At 52.4% G+C, this 19839-nt stretch carries 16 protein-coding genes and 2 pseudogenes; 17 read left to right on the plus strand and 1 reads right to left on the minus strand.

The genetic code is table 11. The features are described from left to right. Positions 1-4: 4 nt before the first annotated feature. The 4 genes and pseudogenes from M655_RS03655 to M655_RS03670 all read left to right on the plus strand — a co-directional run bounded on the left by M655_RS03655 (position 5) and on the right by M655_RS03670 (position 4044). Entirely contained in the window at positions 5-1774 is a 1770-nt protein-coding gene (locus tag M655_RS03655) for a hydantoinase B/oxoprolinase family protein (RefSeq protein ID WP_007786492.1), read from the plus strand. Next, positions 1762-2097, plus strand: coding sequence for a cupin domain-containing protein (locus M655_RS03660; RefSeq protein WP_007786494.1), 336 nt, complete (start codon positions 1762-1764; stop codon positions 2095-2097). Before M655_RS03655 ends, M655_RS03660 begins: the two co-directional genes overlap by 13 nt. 520 nt (positions 2098-2617) lie before the next feature. Next, a pseudogene (gene tnpA / locus M655_RS03665) lies at positions 2618-2896 on the plus strand (IS200/IS605 family transposase); the annotation flags it as partial. Between the two features lie 71 nt (positions 2897-2967). Continuing rightward, positions 2968-4044 (plus strand): annotated as a pseudogene (locus tag M655_RS03670) (RNA-guided endonuclease TnpB family protein). Positions 4045-4446: 402 nt separating this feature from the next. On the opposite strand, the gene M655_RS03675 reads toward M655_RS03670, so the two are convergent. Beyond that, positions 4447-5460 carry a LacI family DNA-binding transcriptional regulator gene (locus tag M655_RS03675; protein ID WP_026558084.1) on the minus strand — a complete coding sequence of 338 codons (1014 nt, stop codon included), beginning with the start codon at positions 5458-5460 and terminating at the stop codon, positions 4447-4449. A gap of 594 nt (positions 5461-6054) precedes the next feature. On the opposite strand from M655_RS03675, the gene iolG (M655_RS03680) reads away from it, so the two are divergent. The 13 genes from iolG (M655_RS03680) (at position 6055) to M655_RS03740 (ending at position 19812) form a co-directional block, all read left to right on the plus strand. After that, complete coding sequence (iolG, locus tag M655_RS03680) at positions 6055-7065, plus strand: inositol 2-dehydrogenase (RefSeq protein WP_026558083.1); 1011 nt, start codon at positions 6055-6057, stop codon at positions 7063-7065. A gap of 41 nt (positions 7066-7106) precedes the next feature. Next, on the plus strand, positions 7107-8201 hold the full coding sequence (locus tag M655_RS03685) for an LLM class flavin-dependent oxidoreductase (protein WP_007785949.1): 1095 nt from the start codon (positions 7107-7109) through the stop codon (positions 8199-8201). Between the two features lie 51 nt (positions 8202-8252). Next, positions 8253-8792, plus strand: coding sequence for an NADPH-dependent FMN reductase (locus M655_RS03690; protein ID WP_026558082.1), 540 nt, complete (start codon positions 8253-8255; stop codon positions 8790-8792). Between the two features lie 157 nt (positions 8793-8949). Next, positions 8950-9387: a riboflavin kinase gene (locus M655_RS03695; RefSeq protein WP_026558081.1), complete on the plus strand. Its 438-nt coding sequence runs from the start codon at positions 8950-8952 to the stop codon at positions 9385-9387. Beyond that, entirely contained in the window at positions 9384-9665 is a 282-nt protein-coding gene (locus tag M655_RS03700; protein WP_007785955.1) for a hypothetical protein, read from the plus strand. The genes M655_RS03695 and M655_RS03700 overlap by 4 nt, the downstream gene beginning before the upstream one ends. A gap of 453 nt (positions 9666-10118) precedes the next feature. Beyond that, complete coding sequence (locus M655_RS03705) at positions 10119-11210, plus strand: tartrate dehydrogenase (RefSeq protein ID WP_026558080.1); 1092 nt, start codon at positions 10119-10121, stop codon at positions 11208-11210. Between the two features lie 71 nt (positions 11211-11281). After that, positions 11282-12145, plus strand: a complete 864-nt coding sequence (gene fba / locus M655_RS03710; protein WP_007785959.1) for a class II fructose-1,6-bisphosphate aldolase — start codon at positions 11282-11284, stop codon at positions 12143-12145. Positions 12146-12208: 63 nt separating this feature from the next. Continuing rightward, entirely contained in the window at positions 12209-13246 is a 1038-nt protein-coding gene (locus M655_RS03715) for a LacI family DNA-binding transcriptional regulator (protein WP_007785961.1), read from the plus strand. Positions 13247-13495: 249 nt separating this feature from the next. Continuing rightward, a complete protein-coding gene (locus M655_RS03720) occupies positions 13496-14497 on the plus strand; it encodes a LacI family DNA-binding transcriptional regulator (protein WP_007785962.1) in 1002 nt (333 codons plus the stop codon). 309 nt (positions 14498-14806) lie between these two features. Next, on the plus strand, positions 14807-16009 hold the full coding sequence (locus M655_RS03725) for an MFS transporter (RefSeq protein WP_051353954.1): 1203 nt from the start codon (positions 14807-14809) through the stop codon (positions 16007-16009). Between the two features lie 33 nt (positions 16010-16042). Beyond that, a complete protein-coding gene (iolG, locus tag M655_RS03730; protein ID WP_026558078.1) occupies positions 16043-17068 on the plus strand; it encodes an inositol 2-dehydrogenase in 1026 nt (341 codons plus the stop codon). A 75-nt stretch (positions 17069-17143) separates the two neighbouring features. Continuing rightward, entirely contained in the window at positions 17144-18580 is a 1437-nt protein-coding gene (locus M655_RS03735; RefSeq protein WP_026558077.1) for an aldehyde dehydrogenase family protein, read from the plus strand. Positions 18581-18606: 26 nt separating this feature from the next. After that, entirely contained in the window at positions 18607-19812 is a 1206-nt protein-coding gene (locus M655_RS03740; protein ID WP_026558076.1) for a 6-phosphofructokinase, read from the plus strand. Positions 19813-19839 lie beyond the last annotated feature (27 nt).

Genomic DNA, 19839 nt, shown 5'->3' on the forward strand with positions numbered 1-19839 from the left:
TCAGATGAGTGAGACAACGTTGAAACATGACCAGTTTACGCTTGAGATTGTGAAAGATTCCCTGATCGCCATTGGGGAAGAAATGTTTCATACATTGGCGCGCACGTCGATGAGTCCGATTATTTACGAGGTGCTCGACTTCGCCAGCGGCTTGACAGATGCAAAAGGTCAACTTCTGACTCAAGGCAACGGTGTAACCGGATTTATCGGGATGCTGACCTTTATGGTGAAGGAAACCTTGAAAAAGTTTTCCGCCAATGGGGAGCTAAAGCCGGGGGATATCATCATCATTAATGATCCTTACGGTGGAGGAGGTTCCCACTTGTCTGATGTAGGTCTTTTGCTGCCAATCTTTTACGAGGGCGAGCTGATTGCCTTCTCGGCCAATAAGGCCCACTGGACCGAAGTAGGCGGAAAAGACCCGGGTTCCTGGACGACCGACTCTACGGAGATTTTCCAGGAAGGTTTGCAATTTCCTTGCGTCAAGCTATTTGAAGAAGGCAAGCTGAATCAGCCGTTGGTTGATATCATTGCAGCAAATGTCCGTTTCCCTGATCTCTCGCTTGGCGATATGTGGGCGCAGGTTGCAGCATTGCGAACAGGGGAGAAGCGCTTTCGCGAATTGTGCGATAAGCATGGAAAAGCGGTAGTGAAGGATGCCATTGACCATTTGTTAAGACATGGCGAACAGTTGGCAGTAAAGGAAATTGCCAAGCTGCCGAAGGGCACGTATGAAGCCATAGATTTTATTGATGATGACGGAGTTGGAAACGGTCCATTCAAGGTACAGGTGAAGGTCACCATTACCGATGACGAGTTTATTTGTGATTTCCGCGGTAGTCATCCGCAGGTGTTGGGGCCAGTCAATTGCTCCTATACCGCCTTGGTTTCCGCCGTTCGCGTTATTTTCCTTGCGGTGACGAACCCGTCTCAGGATGTAAACGATGGCGTTTTCCGGCCGCTCCACATCCTTGTAGATGACCGCTCCATTTTTTCTGCGGAACGCCCGGCAGCCGTATCAACCTACTGGGAAACCATGATGTATGGAGCGGATCTCGTCTGGAAGGCACTTGCACCGGTCGTTCCCCATCGGTTGAATGCGGGGCATCTGCTTTCGGTGTGCGGGGTGGTGCTATCCGGCATCCATCCGGATACGCACGAACCGTTCCTTGTGGTTGAACCTTCAGTCGGAGGATGGGGGGCAGGAGACGGACTGGACGGGATGGCCGGACAGTTTTGCATCGGCGATGGGGAAACGTACAACGTGCCGGTCGAAGTAGCCGAGACACGTTATGGCATCATGGTCGAGGAGTACAGCCTGCGTACGGATGGTGCTGGTGCCGGTAAATATCGCGGCGGCTCAGGAGCTATCCGTTCGTACCGCGCGATGTCTGATGGTCAGACGATCACGGCAACCTTTGGCCGTCACAAATATTTGCCATGGGGCTTTAACGGGGGGCATGACGGCTCCCGCAATGAATTTGAGATCGTCAAAGCAAATGGCGAAGTGGCTGGTCCATTTGGCAAATATGCACGCTTTCCGCTTAATAAAGGAGATGTCGTGCGCCTTGTTACCGCAACAGGTGGAGGATATGGCAATCCGCTGGAACGTCCGATAGAGAAGGTCGTCCTAGATGCCAAAAATGGCTATATTTCCGTAGAACAAGCAAGAGACTTGTACGGAGTAGAGCTGGACAAGGCAACGTATCGTGTAGAAGGGGTGACACCACAGCGTCAGTCTTTTGAACAGGAGGAACAGCAATGCTCATTGTAAATGCCAATGCGATTCAGCCGGAAGATCGTCCAGGTGTAACCCTGAAAACCTTGTTTACCGAAAACCAGGTAGAGAACGGAAAAGCTACTTTTGGTGTCGTCGTCGTTCCGCCTGGTGCGCGTATTCCTTTAAGCGGTTTGGGGAGCCATGAGCAGGACGAGTATTCAATCGTCGTAAAAGGAACGATTCTTGCCGGTACTAAAGAGCGAGAATATCGTATGTCAGCAAATGATGCGTCTCTTATTCCTGCTGGTGAGGCCCACTGGGCATACAACGACGGGAGCGAAGAATGCGAAATCGTCTGGGTGCTTGTAAAGCGATAGGCGAAATAGCGGCATAAATACGGAGAGCACGAAAAAAGAACCTGCTAGAATTGGCGATCTCAATGTCACCGTGAATAGAGCATAGGCTCATATAGGCTCATGCGCTCGGATAGGGCAGAGCAACATACCTTGAATCTACGGACAGGCTGTCGACTTTCTCGACAGCCTGTCCGCTTGGTTTAGCGGTGTTTTTGCATGCGGATAATAGTTTTTGGATAAGTTGTTTCGTTTCTTTTTTACAATAACAAATTCGCGGAACATCCGTTGCACGAACTGTTTTCGGGCGATGTCAGCACAAATAAGACTACAGATAGAGTGGAGGGCCTCTTTACAGATTTTCCGAACGAGAAAGCCCGCTACGGTGCGATAGCACCCCCTTTAGGGGCGGGATGAGAGTGAGGTCAAATACGGAGTACCACGAATAAATCGAAGGTTTGTGGTACTTCAAGTATTTGAAAATTCCACTCTTTTTTGTTGTTCATATGTTGTAGTATATAAAGAAAACTGATACAATAGGTGTATGAACGAATACAGAAGAACAAGCACAACCCTTTCATTATTAAACTACCATTTTGTGTTCTGCCCTCGGTACAGAACAAAGATTTTTCTGCAAGCAGATCTAGAACAACGCTTCAAAGAGTTGGTACATGAAGGATGTGAGGAACTGCAAATTGTGATTGTTGCTCTTGAATGCCACAAAGACCATACGCATATGTTCCTCAACGCACTCCCATCATTAAGCCCTGCGGATATGATGGCAAAAATAAAAGGAGTGACTTCTCAGACTTTTAAGCCCCAAAATTGGATTTGAGTCATACCCCCTTATCTTGTTAGATATGTCGAAGAACAGAAAACAAGGGGGTGAAAGTCATGTCGCAGACCATCACAGTCAAAGTGAAATTGCTTCCAACAGAAGAACAGGCTTCTATTTTGCGTGAGATGAGTCAAACGTACCTCTCCACTATCAATACTCTCGTTTCCGAAATGGTTGCTGGAAAGAAAAGCACAAAGAAGTCGAGTAAGGATATTTCTGCTTCTTTGCCTAGTGCCGTTAAAAATCAAGCTATCAAGGACGCTACAAGTGTGTTTAAGAAAGTGAAGAAAAGCAAATTCACTACTGTTCCTGTTTTGAAAAAACCTGTCTGCATTTGGAACAATCAAAACTATTCGTTTGATTTCACGCACATTTCCATGCCGATTATGATTGACGGCAAGGTAACTAAAACACCTATCCGTGCTTTGTTAGTTGATAAAGACAACCGTAGCTTTGCTTTGCTAAAACACAAATTAGGTACGCTTCGAATCACACAGAAAGCAAATAAATGGATTGCCCAAATTTCTGTCACGATACCTACTATGGAAGGAACAGGAGTAAAAGTCATGGGGGTTGATTTGGGATTAAAAGTTCCTGCCGTTGTTGTAACAGATGATGAAAAGGTACGTTTCTTTGGGAGTGGCAGACAAAATAAGTACATGAAGCGTAAGTTTCGTTCTGAACGCAAAGCATTAGGCAAAAAGAAAAGGGTAAATGCGATTCGTAGTTCAAAAGGTAAAGAACAACGTTGGATGAAAGACTAAGACCATAAGGTTAGTCGTGCTATCGTAAATTTTGCAAAAGACAATAAAATTTCTGTCATTCGCTTGGAGCAACTGGCGAATATTAGACAGACGGCAAGAACAAGCCGTATAAACGAAAAGAATCTGCATACTTGGTCATTTTATCGCCTGTGTCAGTTCATTGAATATAAAGCGAATTTAGTTGGTATTAGAGTTGAGCATGTGAATCCTGCATACACAAGTCAGACATGCCCTAAATGCTCTTAGAAGAATAAGGCACAAGACCGTAAGTATAAATGCAAATGTGGATTCGAAAAACATCGTGATTTAGTCGGTGCTATGAACATTCGATATGCACCTGTGATTGATGGTAACAGTCAATCAGCCTAAGATGCTATATGCACTGTCTTAGGAGGGGCAATGAGATGCCCTCATCTTGAAGGCTGTTCAAAACAGAAATGGACTGCGAACGCTTAGTCATTCAAGAATCCCACCCGTACACCGCAAGGTGGAAGGCTTGCGGCTTTAGCCGTGGGAGTCTCAAATAAGTTAATTGGGGAGACGTGGGAGCTTCAGCTTTGTCGCAACAGCGCCGACCCAAGACAGGATTGAACCAAAAAACACCGCGCCATTCTCAGGAAGCTGCTTTTCTGCGCCGAGGTCGGTAGCGGGGTAGATTGAAAGGTGCAGGTGATAGGCCAATCAGCTACCGTTGGCCCATCACTACCTCAACCGACAAGCCATCAGCTTTTCAGCCGAGCAACCCCGCAACCCAACCTATCCCACCCGCCTTCAACGCACCAACTCCCTCGTCGACCTCCTGACAACCAGCTCCGGCCGAAGCTGGATTTTTTGTTTGTTGCGCTGCATCCCTTTGATTTCCTCTAGCAGCAGGTTAATAGAGAGACGCCCCATGTCTTGAATGGATTGCGCCATGGTCGTCAATGGCGGGTTGGACATGGCGCTGAGCACAGTGTTGTCGAAGCCGATGACGGACAGGTCATCCGGAATAGACAGCCCCAGCTCCATAGCTGCGTGGATGACGCCGAGCGCCAGAATGTCGTTTCCGGCGAAAATAGCAGTCGGGCGCTGGGGGGCGGAAAGAATCTCCAGCGAAATTTGCTTGCTCTCCTCGATTGTGGCATTCGGAGAGCTGAAAAAGGTCAAGGTTTTCTCGTATTTCACCTCAAATTCCTCGAGCGCGTGCTTGTAGCCGCGCAGCCGTTCTTTCCCCAGCAGCAGCTCCCCCAGTTGAATCGTACAGATCCGGCGGTGCCCAAGCTCCAGCAAATGCTTCGTGGCCTCGTAGCCGCCGATAAAATCGTCGACCGAGACGCTGTCGATCGGCAGCGGTGTCGTCAGTTCTTTGTTCACAATTACAGTAGGAATTTGCTTGTCGAGCAACTCTTTAATAAACGACTCGTCCTGCGAGCCGGAAATGATGATGATTCCATCGACCTTTTTGTCGATCAAAAAAGCGCTGTGCTTGAGTTCATTCGCTTTTTGGAAGTCCGTGCTGCAAATCAGGATGCTGTAGCCTAATTCGCGGCCACAGTCTTCGATGCTTCGGGCAAATTCAGCGAAGAACGGGTTCGCCAAGTCCGGAATCAACAAGCCGATCGAGTGGGAGAGCTTCCCGCGCGGCGCGGAAGCCACCGTCTTGGGCTGGTAGTTCAACTGCTCCATCACGCGCAGCACCTTTTCTTTGGTCTTGTCGCCAATTTTCCCGGTATTATTGATGACTTTCGATACGGTAGCAGTCGATACTCCCGCTTCTTTTGCCACATCGTATATCGTCGGTTTCATGCATGTACCCCCAATTTTTAAGCAAATAAGCGGACAGATGATCCATCCCCAGCGGAAACGCCGTGTTTTGCGCTGGCGCAACACGTGTTTGCCGGATGGCTTCGGGTGTTTGCGGGCGAGCGGATTGTTTTTTCAGGTGATAAGCCCAGCCCAACGCCGCCCCGCGAAAAACTGCGTGAGCCACAACCGCTCTATGTAAACTATACCATAGCGAAGAGGGAAACTTAAAGGTAAAACAGCGAAATTTAAGGTAACAAAATTAAGTTTGTTACCTTAACTAAACTCACGAAAAATTATTCAGAAAATTAATTAACTTTCTTGTTGAATTGATAAAACAGAGGGTTTATACTGAGGTACAAATGGAACAGCCCACTTTTTACAGTGCGCTACCAAGCAAAAAGCGAGGAAACAAAAGGGGGTAACGAAAATCTGTTAACTAAATGAAGTGTTTTGTTTCTTTTGTTTGTTACCTTGCTGCTTTACCAGCGCACGCCGCGAAGCCATACCCGTACGCATCTGGGAAACTACGTGTTCAACTCGCGCATGTGCAAATGCGGTGTTCAATTGCCATTTTAGGAAAGGGGTTCGAGTGTCGTGGATCGGAAAGTGCGATGTGCCGTTTTGGGGTTGGGGAGATTGGGCAAAATTCATGCCGAAAATATTGCAGGGAAGATAAAAGGAGCGCAGCTCGTAGCTGTCTCCGATGTGATGCCGGGCGTAGCGGAAACATTCGCCCGGGAGCATGAGGTGAAATACTGGTCCACAGAGCCGGATGCGATCATAGCGCGCGATGACATTGACGCCATCATCGTTGTGACGCCAACCAGCACGCATGCCGAGCTGGCTCGGAAGGTGGCCCGGTCGGGAAAAGCGCTGTTTTTGGAAAAGCCGATTTCGACAGAGATTCAGGTCGCGAGAAGAACGGCGAGCGTGATTGAGGAAGCAGGGATTACGTGCCAGCTTGGGTTTATGCGGCGGTTTGATCCGGCTTACGCGCATGCCAGAGACAGAATTGCGGCAGGAGATATCGGGACGCCGCTCTATTTCAAAGGCGTTACGCGGGACCCATTTGTCGCGCATGAAGAGTACGTGGCGACATGCGGCGGCATTTTTACCGATTTGAACATCCACGACTTTGATATCGCCCGCTTTTTGATGGGCCAGGAGATCGTGGAAGTGAATGCGATGGGATCGGTCCTGGCTTCGCCGATCGTGGCCAAGTATGACGATGTGGACCAGGCGTTAACGTATTTGCGGTTTGCCGATGGGGCCGCAGGCGATGTGGAAGGGTACCGAAATGCCAAATACGGCTACGACATTCGCGCGGAAGTGATCGGGACGGAAGGGACATTGGTCATCGCCGGCTTGCGCAATCATAACGTGACGCTTCTCGGGCCGAATCAGGGCAGCTTTGACATTATTCCGTTTTTTATGGAACGGTTTGAGACCGCTTACTTGCGCGAGCTGGAGCATTTTATCGAGTGCTTGCACCGCGATGCCAAGCCTGCTGTCGGCATCAACGACGGATTGATCGCGCAGGAAATCGCCCATGCGGCCAAAACCTCTTGCCAAACCGAACAAAAAGTGCGCGTAAATGTGCACTGATTGAGAAACGAGCATTTTTCTTCATAAATGGAGGGATTATTATGACGAAATTGAATATCGGAATGTTTTTGATGCCGCAGCATCCGCCGGAGCGATCTTTGTACGATGCGACCCAGTGGGATCTGGAAATGATTGAATATGCCGACAAATTGGGGTATAGCGAAGTGTGGATCGGGGAGCATTTTACCGCGCCGTGGGAGCCGATTCCATCCCCGGATTTAATCATCGCGCAGGCGCTGTTGCGGACAAAGCAAATCAAGCTGGCGCCCGGTGCCCATTTGCTGCCCTATCATCATCCGGTGGAGTTGGCGCATCGCGTCGCCTATCTCGACCATCTCGCCCAAGGCCGCTTGATGCTCGGGATCGGGGCAGGCGGAACCCAAACAGACTGGGAGCTGTTTGCTGTCGACGGAAAAATAAACCGGGAAATGATGATGGAAGCGTGGGAGCTGATGCAGAGATTGTGGTCAGACGAGGAGTCCTTTTCGTTCCGGGGGAAATTTTACAGCGCCAACCAGCCAAAGGCGCGGCATGACGGGATTCTCGGACCGCATATCAAGCCGTTCCAAAAGCCGCATCCGCCTATCGGGATTACAGGGTTCAGCGCGGGTTCAGCCACATTGAAAATGGCGGGCGAACGCGGATTTATCCCGATGAGTCTCGGCTGGAACAGCGAGTATATCAAATCGCACTGGAATGCGGTGGAAGAAGGGGCGCGCTCTGTAGGGAAAGAAGCGGACAGAAGCAGTTGGCGCATCACGCAAGACGTCTTTGTCGCGAAAACGGATGAAGAAGCAATGGCCGGAGCGTTGGGAGGCATGATGGGTCGATTCTTTGACGAGTCATGGCTGCCGCTGTTTAAAAAGCAGGGCGACATCAAAAACTTGAAGCCCGATCCGGCGCTTGCCGACGAAGAGGTAACTGCCGAATTAATGGCCAAAACCGACTGGCTGGTAGGATCGCCGGAAACGGTCGCGAAAAAGCTGCAAAAGCTGTATGACACGGTCGGCGGTTTCGGGACTTTGCTGATTACGGGCTACGACTATAGCGAATCGCCGGAAATATGGAAAGAGTCCATGCGCTTGCTGGTCGAGGAAGTTTTGCCTCGCCTGCATGTAAAGCCGCAGACGGTGTAGCCGAAAAACGAGCTGCGCTGTTTGCAGCTAAGCAGAAGGGAGGGGCTTATTATGAAGCTGTTGGGAATTTCCGGGACGGTCACAGGCAGGAAAACGGCGGCTGTCGTCCAGGAGGTTTTGCGCCACGTAAAAAAACAGGACGACAGCATAGAGGTGGAATTGCTGGATTTAAGCGAGTACCAGGTGCAGTTTTGTGATGGCCGGGACCCTGGGACCTATACGGGCGACACCAAAAAAGTGATCGAGCTGGTAACGGCTGCGGATTGTTATGTCATCGGAACACCGATTTTCCAAGGCTCGCTCACCGGAGCGCTGAAAAATTTGTTTGACCTGATTCCCGTCTCTGCCCTGCGCCATAAAGTGATGGGGTTTGTCGCGACAGGCGGAACGTACCAGCATTACCTGGTCATTGAAAATCAACTGAAGCCGATTGCCGGTTATTTTCGCGCATTCACGGCTCCAGGCTACGTCTATGCGCATGCTGACCATTTCAATGCGAATAACGAAGTAGTCGACCGGGACGTCTTGGAGCGAATCGCCCTTTTGGCGCAGGAGATCGTGTTCATGCAAAAGGCGCTCAAAGGAAACTGAGCGAGCGGAAAAGGACGATGCAGCGTGTGGGGGTTCTGGCAAAGCGAGTCCGTGCTTCGGGTAGGTGTGCTTGGAACGCCGCGGCTACAAACCGCGGCCACAAACCGCAACAAAGACAATTGGAGCGACCAATACGCTACGGAAAGAGGGGAAGAAGATGGAGCAGCCCATTTGTACTTTGCACGGCCAGGTGGTGAGCGGCAAGCAAGTAGGCAGAACGCTCGGCTTCCCGACCGCGAATCTGTCTCTGCTTCCCCCGCATCCCAGGCTGGAGCATGGCGTGTACGGGGTGACGCTTTTGTGGAACGGACAGACGCATGCGGGCGTGATGAATGTCGGCCGCAGACCTACTTTTCACGATGGAGCGCCAATCAGCCATGAAGTGCATTTGTTTGAGTGGGACGGAGACCTTTACGGAGCGTGTGTATACGTGGACGTACATTTCTACGTCAGGCCGGAAATGGCCTTTTCCGATCTCACTCAGTTGCAAAAGCAGATCGAGCGCGACGTAAACAGCGTGAAGGCAGCGTTTCGGCTGTCCGGGCAAAAAGGGCGGACAAGCAGAGCGGAACAGGAGGCGATGATCGGCTTGTGACAGCAGCGAGCATTGTGCATTTGCCGGACTTGACGTTTGCGCAGCATCTGCAACGGGAATTTGGCATCAATCGCGGCGTTTTCAATACGATGGATGCGTGGTTTTACGAGCATGGGTACGTGGAGATCACGCAAAGAAGGAAGCTGTTGATCGAGTTTCTCCGCATCGCTCGCGAGCAGAACAGGCAGGGGAGACGGATGCGATTTGGTCACGGCGGTCTGGCTGCCAAAATGAATGATTTTCTCATGCAAAACAACGCGCATCAACGGTTCAGCTAACATCCTCGACGGGGGCCTCGTGCCTCCGTTTTTTGTTTTGCAGGGCAGCAGCATAGTGTGGCTTGAAATGAAGGACCAAGACTTGTGCTCCTTGGAGACAAACGCTGCGCCCATGACTTGACTCCGCGCCAGCGCTCCAATGGACTCATGAAATCCAGAGAAAGCCCAGACGCAAGCCTCCCCCTCCCTCGAAGAAACCGCTTAACCTGCTTTCGTTAAAATACTCACATTTTTTCGATAAATACATTTACACCGGAATTGATCGTAAACTATAATACTAGGGTAACCGCTTAATCTAGCGTCAATTCGCTATTTTTTATGAATGCTGTCCGCAGCGGGGACGCCGGAAGCGCGAAAAAGATTTCCTTGTTATTCGATGCGATTAGTAATGAATACGGGTGTATAAACGCCACAATCCAACAACAATGCAAGCGATTGCGAAAGGAGAAACGTATGACGAAATTGTACAAAATTGCCGTCATCCCGGGAGACGGGATTGGCCCTGAAGTGATCCAGGAAGGGGTAAAGGTGCTGGAAAAGGTCGTAGAGCTGACAAATGTTCGATTCGATTTTCATTACTTTCCGTGGGGCTGCGAGTATTACCTCCAGCACGGAAGGATGATGGCAGAGGATGGCATCGAGCAGTTGCGGCAGTTTGAGGCCATTTACCTGGGCGCAGTCGGCTTTCCCGGCGTTCCCGACCACATATCGCTCTGGGATTTGCTCTTGAAGATTCGCAAGGAGTTTGACCAGTACGTGAACATTCGCCCGATCACGCTGTTGGATGGAGCGCCGTGCCCGCTGAAAAACACGGGGAAGGAACAGGTCGATATGCTGTTCATCCGCGAAAACAGCGAGGGCGAATATGCGGGAGCGGGGGACTGGCTGTTCAAGGGAAAAGACAACGAGACCGTGCTGCAAACGAGCGTTTTCTCGCGCAAAGGGACGGAACGGATCATTCGCTACGCGTTTGAAACGGCGCGCAAAACGGGCAAATCGCTGACCAGCATCAGCAAAGGGAACGCCCTGAACTACTCCATGGTGTTTTGGGACCAGGTGTTTGCGGAGGTAGCGAGCGAATACCCGGATGTCCCGACGCACTCGTATCTCGTAGATGCAGCCAGCATGCTGATGATTAAGCAGCCGGAACGATTCCAGGTAGTCGTCACCTCCAACCTGTTCGGGGATATTTTAACCGATTTGGGGGCAGCGCTCGCCGGAGGCTTGGGCTTGGCCGCTGGAGCGAATATCAATCCGGAGCGGACGCATCCTTCCATGTTCGAACCGATTCACGGCTCAGCGCCTGACATTGCGGGAAAAGGGATCGCGAATCCGTTGGCGGCGATCTGGTCGGCCAGTCAGATGCTGGAGTTTTTCGGCTATGAAGAGCTGGCAGGCAGCGTCTTGAAGGCGATCGAGCAGGTGATGGTCGAGGGCGCAGTACTGACGCCCGACATGGGCGGAAAAGCTTCGACCTCCGAGGTTGGCGATCGGGTAGTCGAGGTTTTGGCGAGCATGCACGCGGCAGCCAAGGCACAGGCGTAAAAGCAGGAGCTGCAACGAACAATAAAACGAGCAAGCGACAAAATACCATTTTTTACTATAGGAGGATTCAGATGCCACTCGTATCCATGACAGCGATGCTGAACAAGGCAGTACAAGAAAAGTATGCAGTCGGACAGTTCAACATTAACAATCTGGAGTTTACGCAAGCGATTTTGCAGGCGGCAGAGGAGGAACAATCTCCGGTTATTTTGGGAGTCAGTGAAGGCGCGGCTCGCTACATGGGCGGCTTCAAGCTGATTGTCGGCCTGGTGAAGTCGTTGATCGAGGAGTACAAGATCACGGTTGACGTCGCCATTCATCTCGACCACGGCTCTTCCTTCGAAAAGTGCGTGGAAGCGATTCATGCCGGGTTTACTTCCGTCATGATCGACGGCTCGCACCATCCGCTGGAGGAGAACATCGCGATTACGAAAAAGGTCGTCGAGGTCGCTCATGTGCTCGGAGTATCCGTAGAGGCGGAACTCGGGCGAATCGGCGGGCAGGAAGACGATCTCGTGGTCGATGACGCCGAAGCGATGTACGCCATTCCGGCCGAGTGCGACAGGCTGGCGAAGGAAACAGGAGTGGACTGCCTGGCCCCGGCGCTCGGGTCTGTGCACGGACCGTACAAAGGGGAGCCGAAGCTCGGCTTTGACCGTATGGAGGAAGTGCAAAAGCTGACCGGATTGCCGCTGGTGCTGCACGGAGGGACGGGCATCCCTACCCAGCATATTCGGCGAGCGATTTCTTTGGGCACAGCGAAAATCAACGTCAACACGGAAAACCAGATCGCCTCGGCAGCCGCCGTTCGCAAAGTGCTGGCCGAAAACCCGAACGTCTACGATCCGCGCAAATATTTGGGCCCTGCCCGAGAGGCGATCAAAGACGCGGTGAAAGGAAAGATGAGAGAGTTTGGCTCCTCGGGAAAAGCGTAGACGGCCGCTTTTTGGCACAAACATGTTTCAAGACCGATTTTTCTTTACAAAGAGAGGGTAGAGATGAAGCCGACCATTTACGATGTAGCAAAGAAAGCGGGGGTGTCGATTGCTACTGTCTCGAAAGTCATCAACAATACCGGCCGAATCAGCGAGAAAACGAAAAATAAAGTATGGAAGGTCATTGGCAGCCTGAACTATCAGCAAAATGTGATCGCTACTGCACTGACCGGGAAGCATACGTACACCATCGGACTTTTGATTCCGGATTTGTCGAACCTGTTTTTCGCCGAGCTGGCGCGCAGCATCGAAGACCGCGGGAATGAGCTAGGGTACAACCTGGTCATTTGCAGCACGGACTACAACCCCGACAAAGAAGCGAAGTATATCGAGCTGTTGAAGCGAAAAAATGTAGACGGGTTCATTTTGGCCTCGGGCTTCGAGAACACCTTGGAGGTGGAAAAGCTGATCGCGGAAAAGTATCCGGTCGCCATCGTCGCCCGCGACGTCCCAGCCTTCAATGTGAACGCGGTGTGCATTGACGATTTTCAGGGCGGGTACGATGCGGCCTCCTACCTGATCGAGCTGGGCCATCAAAAAATCGCGATTATCGCCCGCGACGTCTGGAGCAACCGGGAAAGAATCCGCGGATTTCGCAAAGCGCTGGAAGATCATGGCGGGATTCGCGAGTACGCTTTCAGCCAGTTTACGCTGGAGTCGAACGTCCCGTGGGGCAAAAAAATCGCGCTCGATTATTTGAACTCCCCGGACCCGCCGACTGCCTTTTTTGCCTGTAACGACCTGCTGGCAATCGGGGCAATCGAGGCGATCCGCGAGAAAAAGCTGCGCGTCCCGGAGGATATCTCGGTCGTAGGGTTTGACAATACGGTAATTGCGACGATCATTGATCCGCAGTTGACGACGATTGCCCAGCCGATTCAGAACATGGGGCGCGAAGTGATGGACCTGATCGTGGCCGAGATCAAAGGGGAAAAGCAATACAAAAGCAGAATCGTGCTGAATACGAAACGAATCGTCCGCGACTCGACCACGCGGCTGAAAAAAGAGAGAAGTATAAGCAAGCAAAAGTCAAACGCCTAGCGGTTTTCTGCTACGCGTTTTTTTATTGGCGGCGGCCCAACCAGAAGCCGTGACGCGGTCGGGGATGCCCCGTGTCCCCTCTGTGCCCCTCCGTGCTGCCCTGCGCGTGGATATGGGTTATTGCTTCGCGATTATTTGTTCTTTACAATAAATATAAGCTTAAAGCGCTTAATCACTTGGAATGAAAACGAAGTTCATCCCGGACGTCAGATAGATCGCCATCACTATGATGGAAGGAAGGAAACTACAATGAAAAAAACCATTTATGATGTGGCAAGGGAAGCGAACGTGTCTATTGCAACCGTGTCCAAGGTCATCAACAACACGGGGCGGATCGGGGAAAAGACGCGCCAAAGAGTATTGCAGGTCATGAAGGAGCTGGATTACCAGCCGAGCCTCGTGGCTTCCGCCTTGACGGGCAAGTCGACCTACTCCATCGGCCTGTTGATTCCCGACCTGGCGAACCCGTTCTTTGCCGAGCTGGCGCGAAGTATCGAGGACCGGGGCCACGAGCTGGGCTACAGCATCGTCATGTGCAGCACGGACTATCGCCCGGAAAAGGAGTCGAAGTACATCTCGCTGCTTAAGCAAAAGAGCGTGGACGGGTTTATTCTTGCGTCCGGATTTCAAAATGATGCCGTGATCCGCGACTTGCTGAATCTGAAAATTCCGATCGCCGTACTGGCCCGCGACGTCTCCACTGTGTCCGTCGATACGGTAACCGTGGATGATTTCATCGGCGGCTACAACGCGACACAGCATTTGCTCGACCTGGGCCATCAGCAGATTGGCGCCATCCAGCTCGATCTGGAGGTCGGCCGGGAGCGCACGCGCGGTTACCGCCACGCCTTGCAGGAAAATGGTTTGGAATATGATGAAAAATACGTCCTTTTTGGTCCGTCGTCTGTAGAAGGCGGCAAACAGATGGGCTTGAAAATGCTGCAGGCTGCTGAACGGCCAACCGCCATTTTCGCAGGCAATGATTTGGTCGCGATTGGGATTATCCAGGCGGCGAGAGAGCTGGGGCTGTCGATTCCCGATGACGTCTCAGTGGTCGGCTACGACAACACGATTCTCGCTGCTATCTCCAATCCGCCGCTAACGACGGTCGCCCAGCCGTTTCACGATATGGGCCGGCAAGTGATGGACCTGTTGATCGAGGAAATCAAAGGGGAAAAGAAAGGGAAAAAGCGGGTAGTGATGCTGCCGGAACTGTGCGTGCGCGAATCGACCAAACGAATCAGAAAATGAAGCGAGAAAGCACCGGGGAAACAGGGTGCTTTTTTTACGTCCGCCAAAGCAAAAGGAGCGAAAGAGCGCCCATTGTTTGTTCAAGCGAGCCGTGTTCAATGGTGCGGACGGAGGCAAAAGCTTGGATGCGCCTGTCCAGCGCATCCAAGCCGTCCAGCGCAACAGGTGGTTAATAGTCTAACAATTGCGTTGATTTGTTCATTTCAGAATTAATTCTTTACACACGCGCGGAGCATCCCCTATAATAGAGTTAGGGAAAACGCTTAACCAACATGAAGTGACATTTTGTGCGAAAAGGCGATGAGCAAGATGCAGGCACAGCAGCTCGAAGCAAAGGATCATATCGTATTTGTCTTCGTCACCTTTATGTACTGGGCTTCTCAATATTTGTACACGCCGATACTGTCGCCGTACCTGGAGTACAAGGGCGCCTCGTACATGCTGATCGGGGTTGTTTTGAGCAGCTACGGCGTGACCCAGCTTCTTTTGCGCTTGCCGATCGGCGTCCTGTCGGATTACAGGCAGGTCAGACGGCCGTTTATCTGGCTTGGCATGGTGACCAGCCTGCTTAGCTGCCTCGGCTTTGCTGTCACCGATCATGTCGGATGGGCGCTTTTTTCCAGGGCGGTCGCCGGGATTTCGGCCTCGGCCTGGGTTGTCTTTACGGTTTTGTATTCGAGCTATTTTACCGGGGCAAACGTTACAAAAGCGATGTCGACGATCCATTTTATTACCGTTTCCGCTCAATTGATGGGGATGGGGGTCAGCGGCTACCTGGTCAGCCGCTGGGGGTGGAATGCCCCGTTCTGGATCGGGGCAGGAGTGGCTTTCCTCGGCCTGGCGCTCTCCTTTTTGATTCGCGAGCCGAAGCCGGAAGCATCCCGGAAGCCGATCGAGCCAAAAGATTTGGCAAACGTGATGAAAGAGCCGATTTTGCTGAAGGTATCCATTTTGTCCATTATCGCCCACGGCATGCTGTTCATTACGATGTACGGCTTTACGCCGTTGCAGGCATTGAAGATCGGCGCAGACAAGGAGAGTCTTGGCTGGCTTGTCGTCGCGTTCATGCTGCCGCACGCTGTGGCCTCTATCGTGGCGGGGAGATATTTTGCCGTCCGCTTCGGACATTGGCCCACGCTCGCCATCGGGTTTGCGGGCAGCGCCGCTTTTACGGTCGTGATCCCGTATGCGGACACGATGCTCACGCTGTGCCTGACGCAAATCGGCAACGGCTTTACGCAGGGAATGGGTTTTCCGCTGTTTTTAGGAATGGCGATTCAGTACATAGAAAGTGAAAAGCGGGCAACCGCAATGGGCTTTTATCAAGCGATCTATTCGTTGGGCATTTTCTTGGGGCCTTTTCTTGCGGGCTGGCTAAATTCAGGCGGCGGATTGGCAAATGGCTTCATCTTCGCCAGTTTGTCTGGATTGTTGGCTGCAGGACTATCCATATATTGGAGCAAGGCAGAAAAAAGATCACTGACGACAGGCGTTTCTTTGGACAGGAAGTGACGGCCTGCCTTAACCGGAAGAGGAGAGATCACGATGAGCAAAGTAAAGGTTGGAATCATTGGAGCAGGGCGCATCGGGAAGCTGCACGCGGAAAATCTGGTCAAACTGCACCGCGTCGAATTGAAGGCGATTTCGGATATTTTCGCAGAGCAAGTGCGAGAGTGGGCTGGCAGCATCGGGATTCCCCATGTCACCGATGATTACAAGGCGATTTTGCAAGACCCGGACATCCAGGCTGTCTTGATCTGCTCGCCCACCGATACGCACGTCCCCATCATCACGGAGGCAGCGAGAGCGGGCAAGCACATATTTTGCGAAAAGCCGATCAGCTTTCAGTTGGAGCAGACGAGAGAGGCGCTCGAAGTCGTCAAAGAGGCCGGAGTGAAGTTCCAGGTGGGCTTTTGCCGCAGGTTTGACCACAGCTTGAAAAAGGCTCATCAAACCGTCAAAGAAGGGGGAATCGGCGAACCGCACATTTTGCGCATCACTTCGCGAGACCCGCATCCGCCGGGCAAAGACTACGTAGCAGCCAGCGGCGGTCTGTTCTTCGACATGGCGATTCACGATTTTGACATGGCAAGATACTTGGTTGGCAGCGAAGTCGAGGAAGTGTTTGCGCAGGGGGCGGTGCTCGTGGACCCGCTGTTCGCAGAATGCGGCGACGTGGATACGGCGATTACGACGCTGAAATTCAAAAACGGCGCGATCGGGGTCATTGACAACAGCAGAAAAGCCGTGTACGGCTACGACCAGCGGGTAGAGGTGTTGGGGTCGAAGGGATGTGTGACCGTCAGCAATGTCACGCCGACCACCGCAGAGATCAGCACAGCCGAGGGAGTTTTCCGGGATAAGCCCAAGTATTTCTTCCTCGAGCGGTACACCGACGCTTTTGTTCAGGAAATCGAAGACTTCATCGACAGCATCCTGTTGGACAAGGAAGTTCCGGTCAGCGGCTATGATGGCTTCCAGGCTGAATTGATCGCCATGGCGGCGAAGAAGTCGTTTGCCGAAAACAGGCCGGTCAAGCTCGAAGAAATCAGCGCAGTCCAGTCTGTGTAAGGCCCAGCATTTTTGTTCCAATTTTTTTTTTGGATTAGGTTAAGCGCTTATCTAAATGTTCAGGGGGGAGAAGAAATGGAAGCAGTGAAGCAAGTGCAACGTTTGTTCATCGACGGGGAGTGGGTAGAGACAGCGAAGACGCATCCGATTTACAACAAGTACACAGGAGAGCTGTACGTGCAGGTGTGCAAGGCGGGGGAAAAAGAGGTGGATCGCGCAGTAGAGGCAGCCGAGTACGCTTTCTACCATACGCCTTTTTCCGCAGAAAAGCGCTACGACGTGCTGGTGAAAGCTTCCCAACTGATTAAGGAAAACGTCGAGGAGTTGGCCAACTGCATTGCCCAGGAGGGCGGCAAGCCGATTCGCGATGCGAAAGTGGAAGTGATTCGTTCCGCGACGACGTTTCTTTTGGCGGCGGAGGAAGCGAAAAAGCTGAGAGGGGAGATCATCCCGAGCCAGGCTTCCCCTGGAAACGAATCGCGCCTGATCTATACGATCAAAAAGCCGATCGGCATTGTGTGCGCGATCTCGCCGTTCAACTTCCCGCTAAACCTGGTTTCGCACAAGGTGGCTCCGGCCTTGGCGGCAGGAAATCCGGTGATCGTCAAACCTGCTACGGATACAGCCCATTCCGCTCTGCTGCTGTGCAAGCTGTTGCAGCAGGCAGGCGTGCCAAAAGGGTACGTGCAATGCGTGGTCGGCAGCGGTGCGACGGTTGGCGAACAGTTGCTGAAAGACCAGCGGATCAAAAAGTATTCGTTTACAGGCTCGCCGGAAGTAGGCAAGCACATCCAGCAGACGATCGGCATGCGCAAAGTCACGCTGGAGCTCGGGTCCAACTCGGCGACGATTGTGCATGAAGACGGCAATGTCGAGCAGGCTGCAAACAAGCTGGCGAAAATGGCTTTTGCAAATGCGGGGCAAATCTGCATTTCCGTACAGCGCATTTTCGTGCACAAGGCAGTGGAAGCGAAGTTCATGGAGCTTTTCCTGGAGCGGGTGGCGCAGCTCAAGGTGGGCAATCCGCTCGACCCGGATACGGACGTAGGGCCGATGATTAGCGAAAAAGAAGCGCAGCGGATCGAGGCATGGGTAAACGAAGCGGCAGCGAAAGGCGCGAAAGTGTTGACCGGGGGCAAAAGGGAAGGAAGCGTCTACTATCCGACGGTCATTACCCAGGCGAAAAAGGGCATGAAAGTGTACGACGAGGAAGTATTCGCGCCAGTAGTTACAGTGGCGTCCTACGAAACGATCGAGGAAGCGGTGAAGCTGGTCAACGACTCCAAGTTTGGCTTGCAGGCAGGCGTGTACACCAAATCTCTCGTCCTGGCCCACAAGCTGCCGCATCTGCTGGAAGTGGGCGGCGTGATCGTCAACGATACGTGCTGCTTCCGTGCCGACCAGATGCCGTACGGGGGCGTCAAGGAAAGCGGAATCGGGAAAGAAGGCCCGGCATTTGCGATTGAGGAAATGGTCGAGACGGTGGCCGTTGTCATCAACCTGGAAGAGTAGATGAATCATGGATGGAGAGTGTGGAAATGACCGGAAACTGCCTGATCGCTCAATCCGGTGGACCAACCGCTGTTATCAACAATTCATTGTACGGAGTCATTGAGGAGTCTCTTCAATCGCCGCAGATCCGGAAGGTTTATGGAGCGAGAAGAGGGGTGTACGGTCTGCTCAACCAGGACTACATTGATTTGGGTCAACTGTCCAAACCGCAGCTAGAGATGCTGAGAATGACGCCGGGCGCGGCGCTCGGCTCCTGGCGCTACAAGCTGAGCGCCCACGAGATCGAAATCATCGTCGCCCACATGCAGGCGAACGACATTCGCTACTTTTACTACATCGGCGGGAACGGGTCCATGCACGTCGCTCATTTGATCCATCAGGCTGCGCGGAAAAAAGGGTACGAGCTGAATGTGATCGGGGTGCCGAAGACGGTAGACAACGATTTGACGCAAACCGATCATTCGCCCGGCTTTGGCAGCGCAGCCAAATTTCTCGCTACCTCCATCCTCGACATGTCTATGGACATTATGAGCTTGCCGAAAAGCAATCGCATCACGATTGTCGAGACGATGGGGCGCAATACAGGCTGGCTGGCGGCCTCGTGCGCGCTGGGGCTGCAGCAGGAAACAGGCATTCCGCTGTTGATTTACATTCCGGAATCGCCTTTTTGCGAAGAAACGTTTTTGCGCGATGTGCAAAAAAAGTACGAGGAACACGGTTCAGCCCTGGTCATTGTCTCGGAAGGCATCCGCGACAAAGAAGGCAGGCTGATTGCCGACAACGCTCTGGCGCGGGATGCGGTCGGGCGTCCGCAGCTCGGCGGCGTGGCCGGCTATTTGAAGGACGCCATCGCCAATCAGGGAGCGGGCTTGTCCGCGCGATATATTTTGCCGAGCATTTGGCAGCGCAGCGGGATGATGTTCTCGTCCGGGGTGGATGTCGAGGAGGCGTATTTGGCGGGAAAACACGCTTGCTATCACGCCAGGCAGGGGATCAACGGAGCGATGGTCACGCTGCAGCGCAAAAAGGGGCCGTTTTACGCCGTGGAATACGGCTCCGTCCCCCTCGCGGAAGTAGCGGGAAAAGAAAAGCTGTTTCCGCTGGAGTGGTACGACGCCGACAGCCATTTTGTCAAAGCCGAGTTTTTCGACTATATATATCCGCTCATTCAGGGCGAGGTGTCCATTCCGATGAAAAACGGCCTGCCTGCTTACCAGCACTTTATTTCCTGAAGGGCGGCGCAGTCGGGCGCGGACAAG

It is taken from the genome of Brevibacillus sp. NSP2.1 (genome assembly GCF_000470975.2).
GTDB classification, from domain to species: Bacteria; Bacillota; Bacilli; order Brevibacillales; family Brevibacillaceae; genus Brevibacillus; species Brevibacillus agri.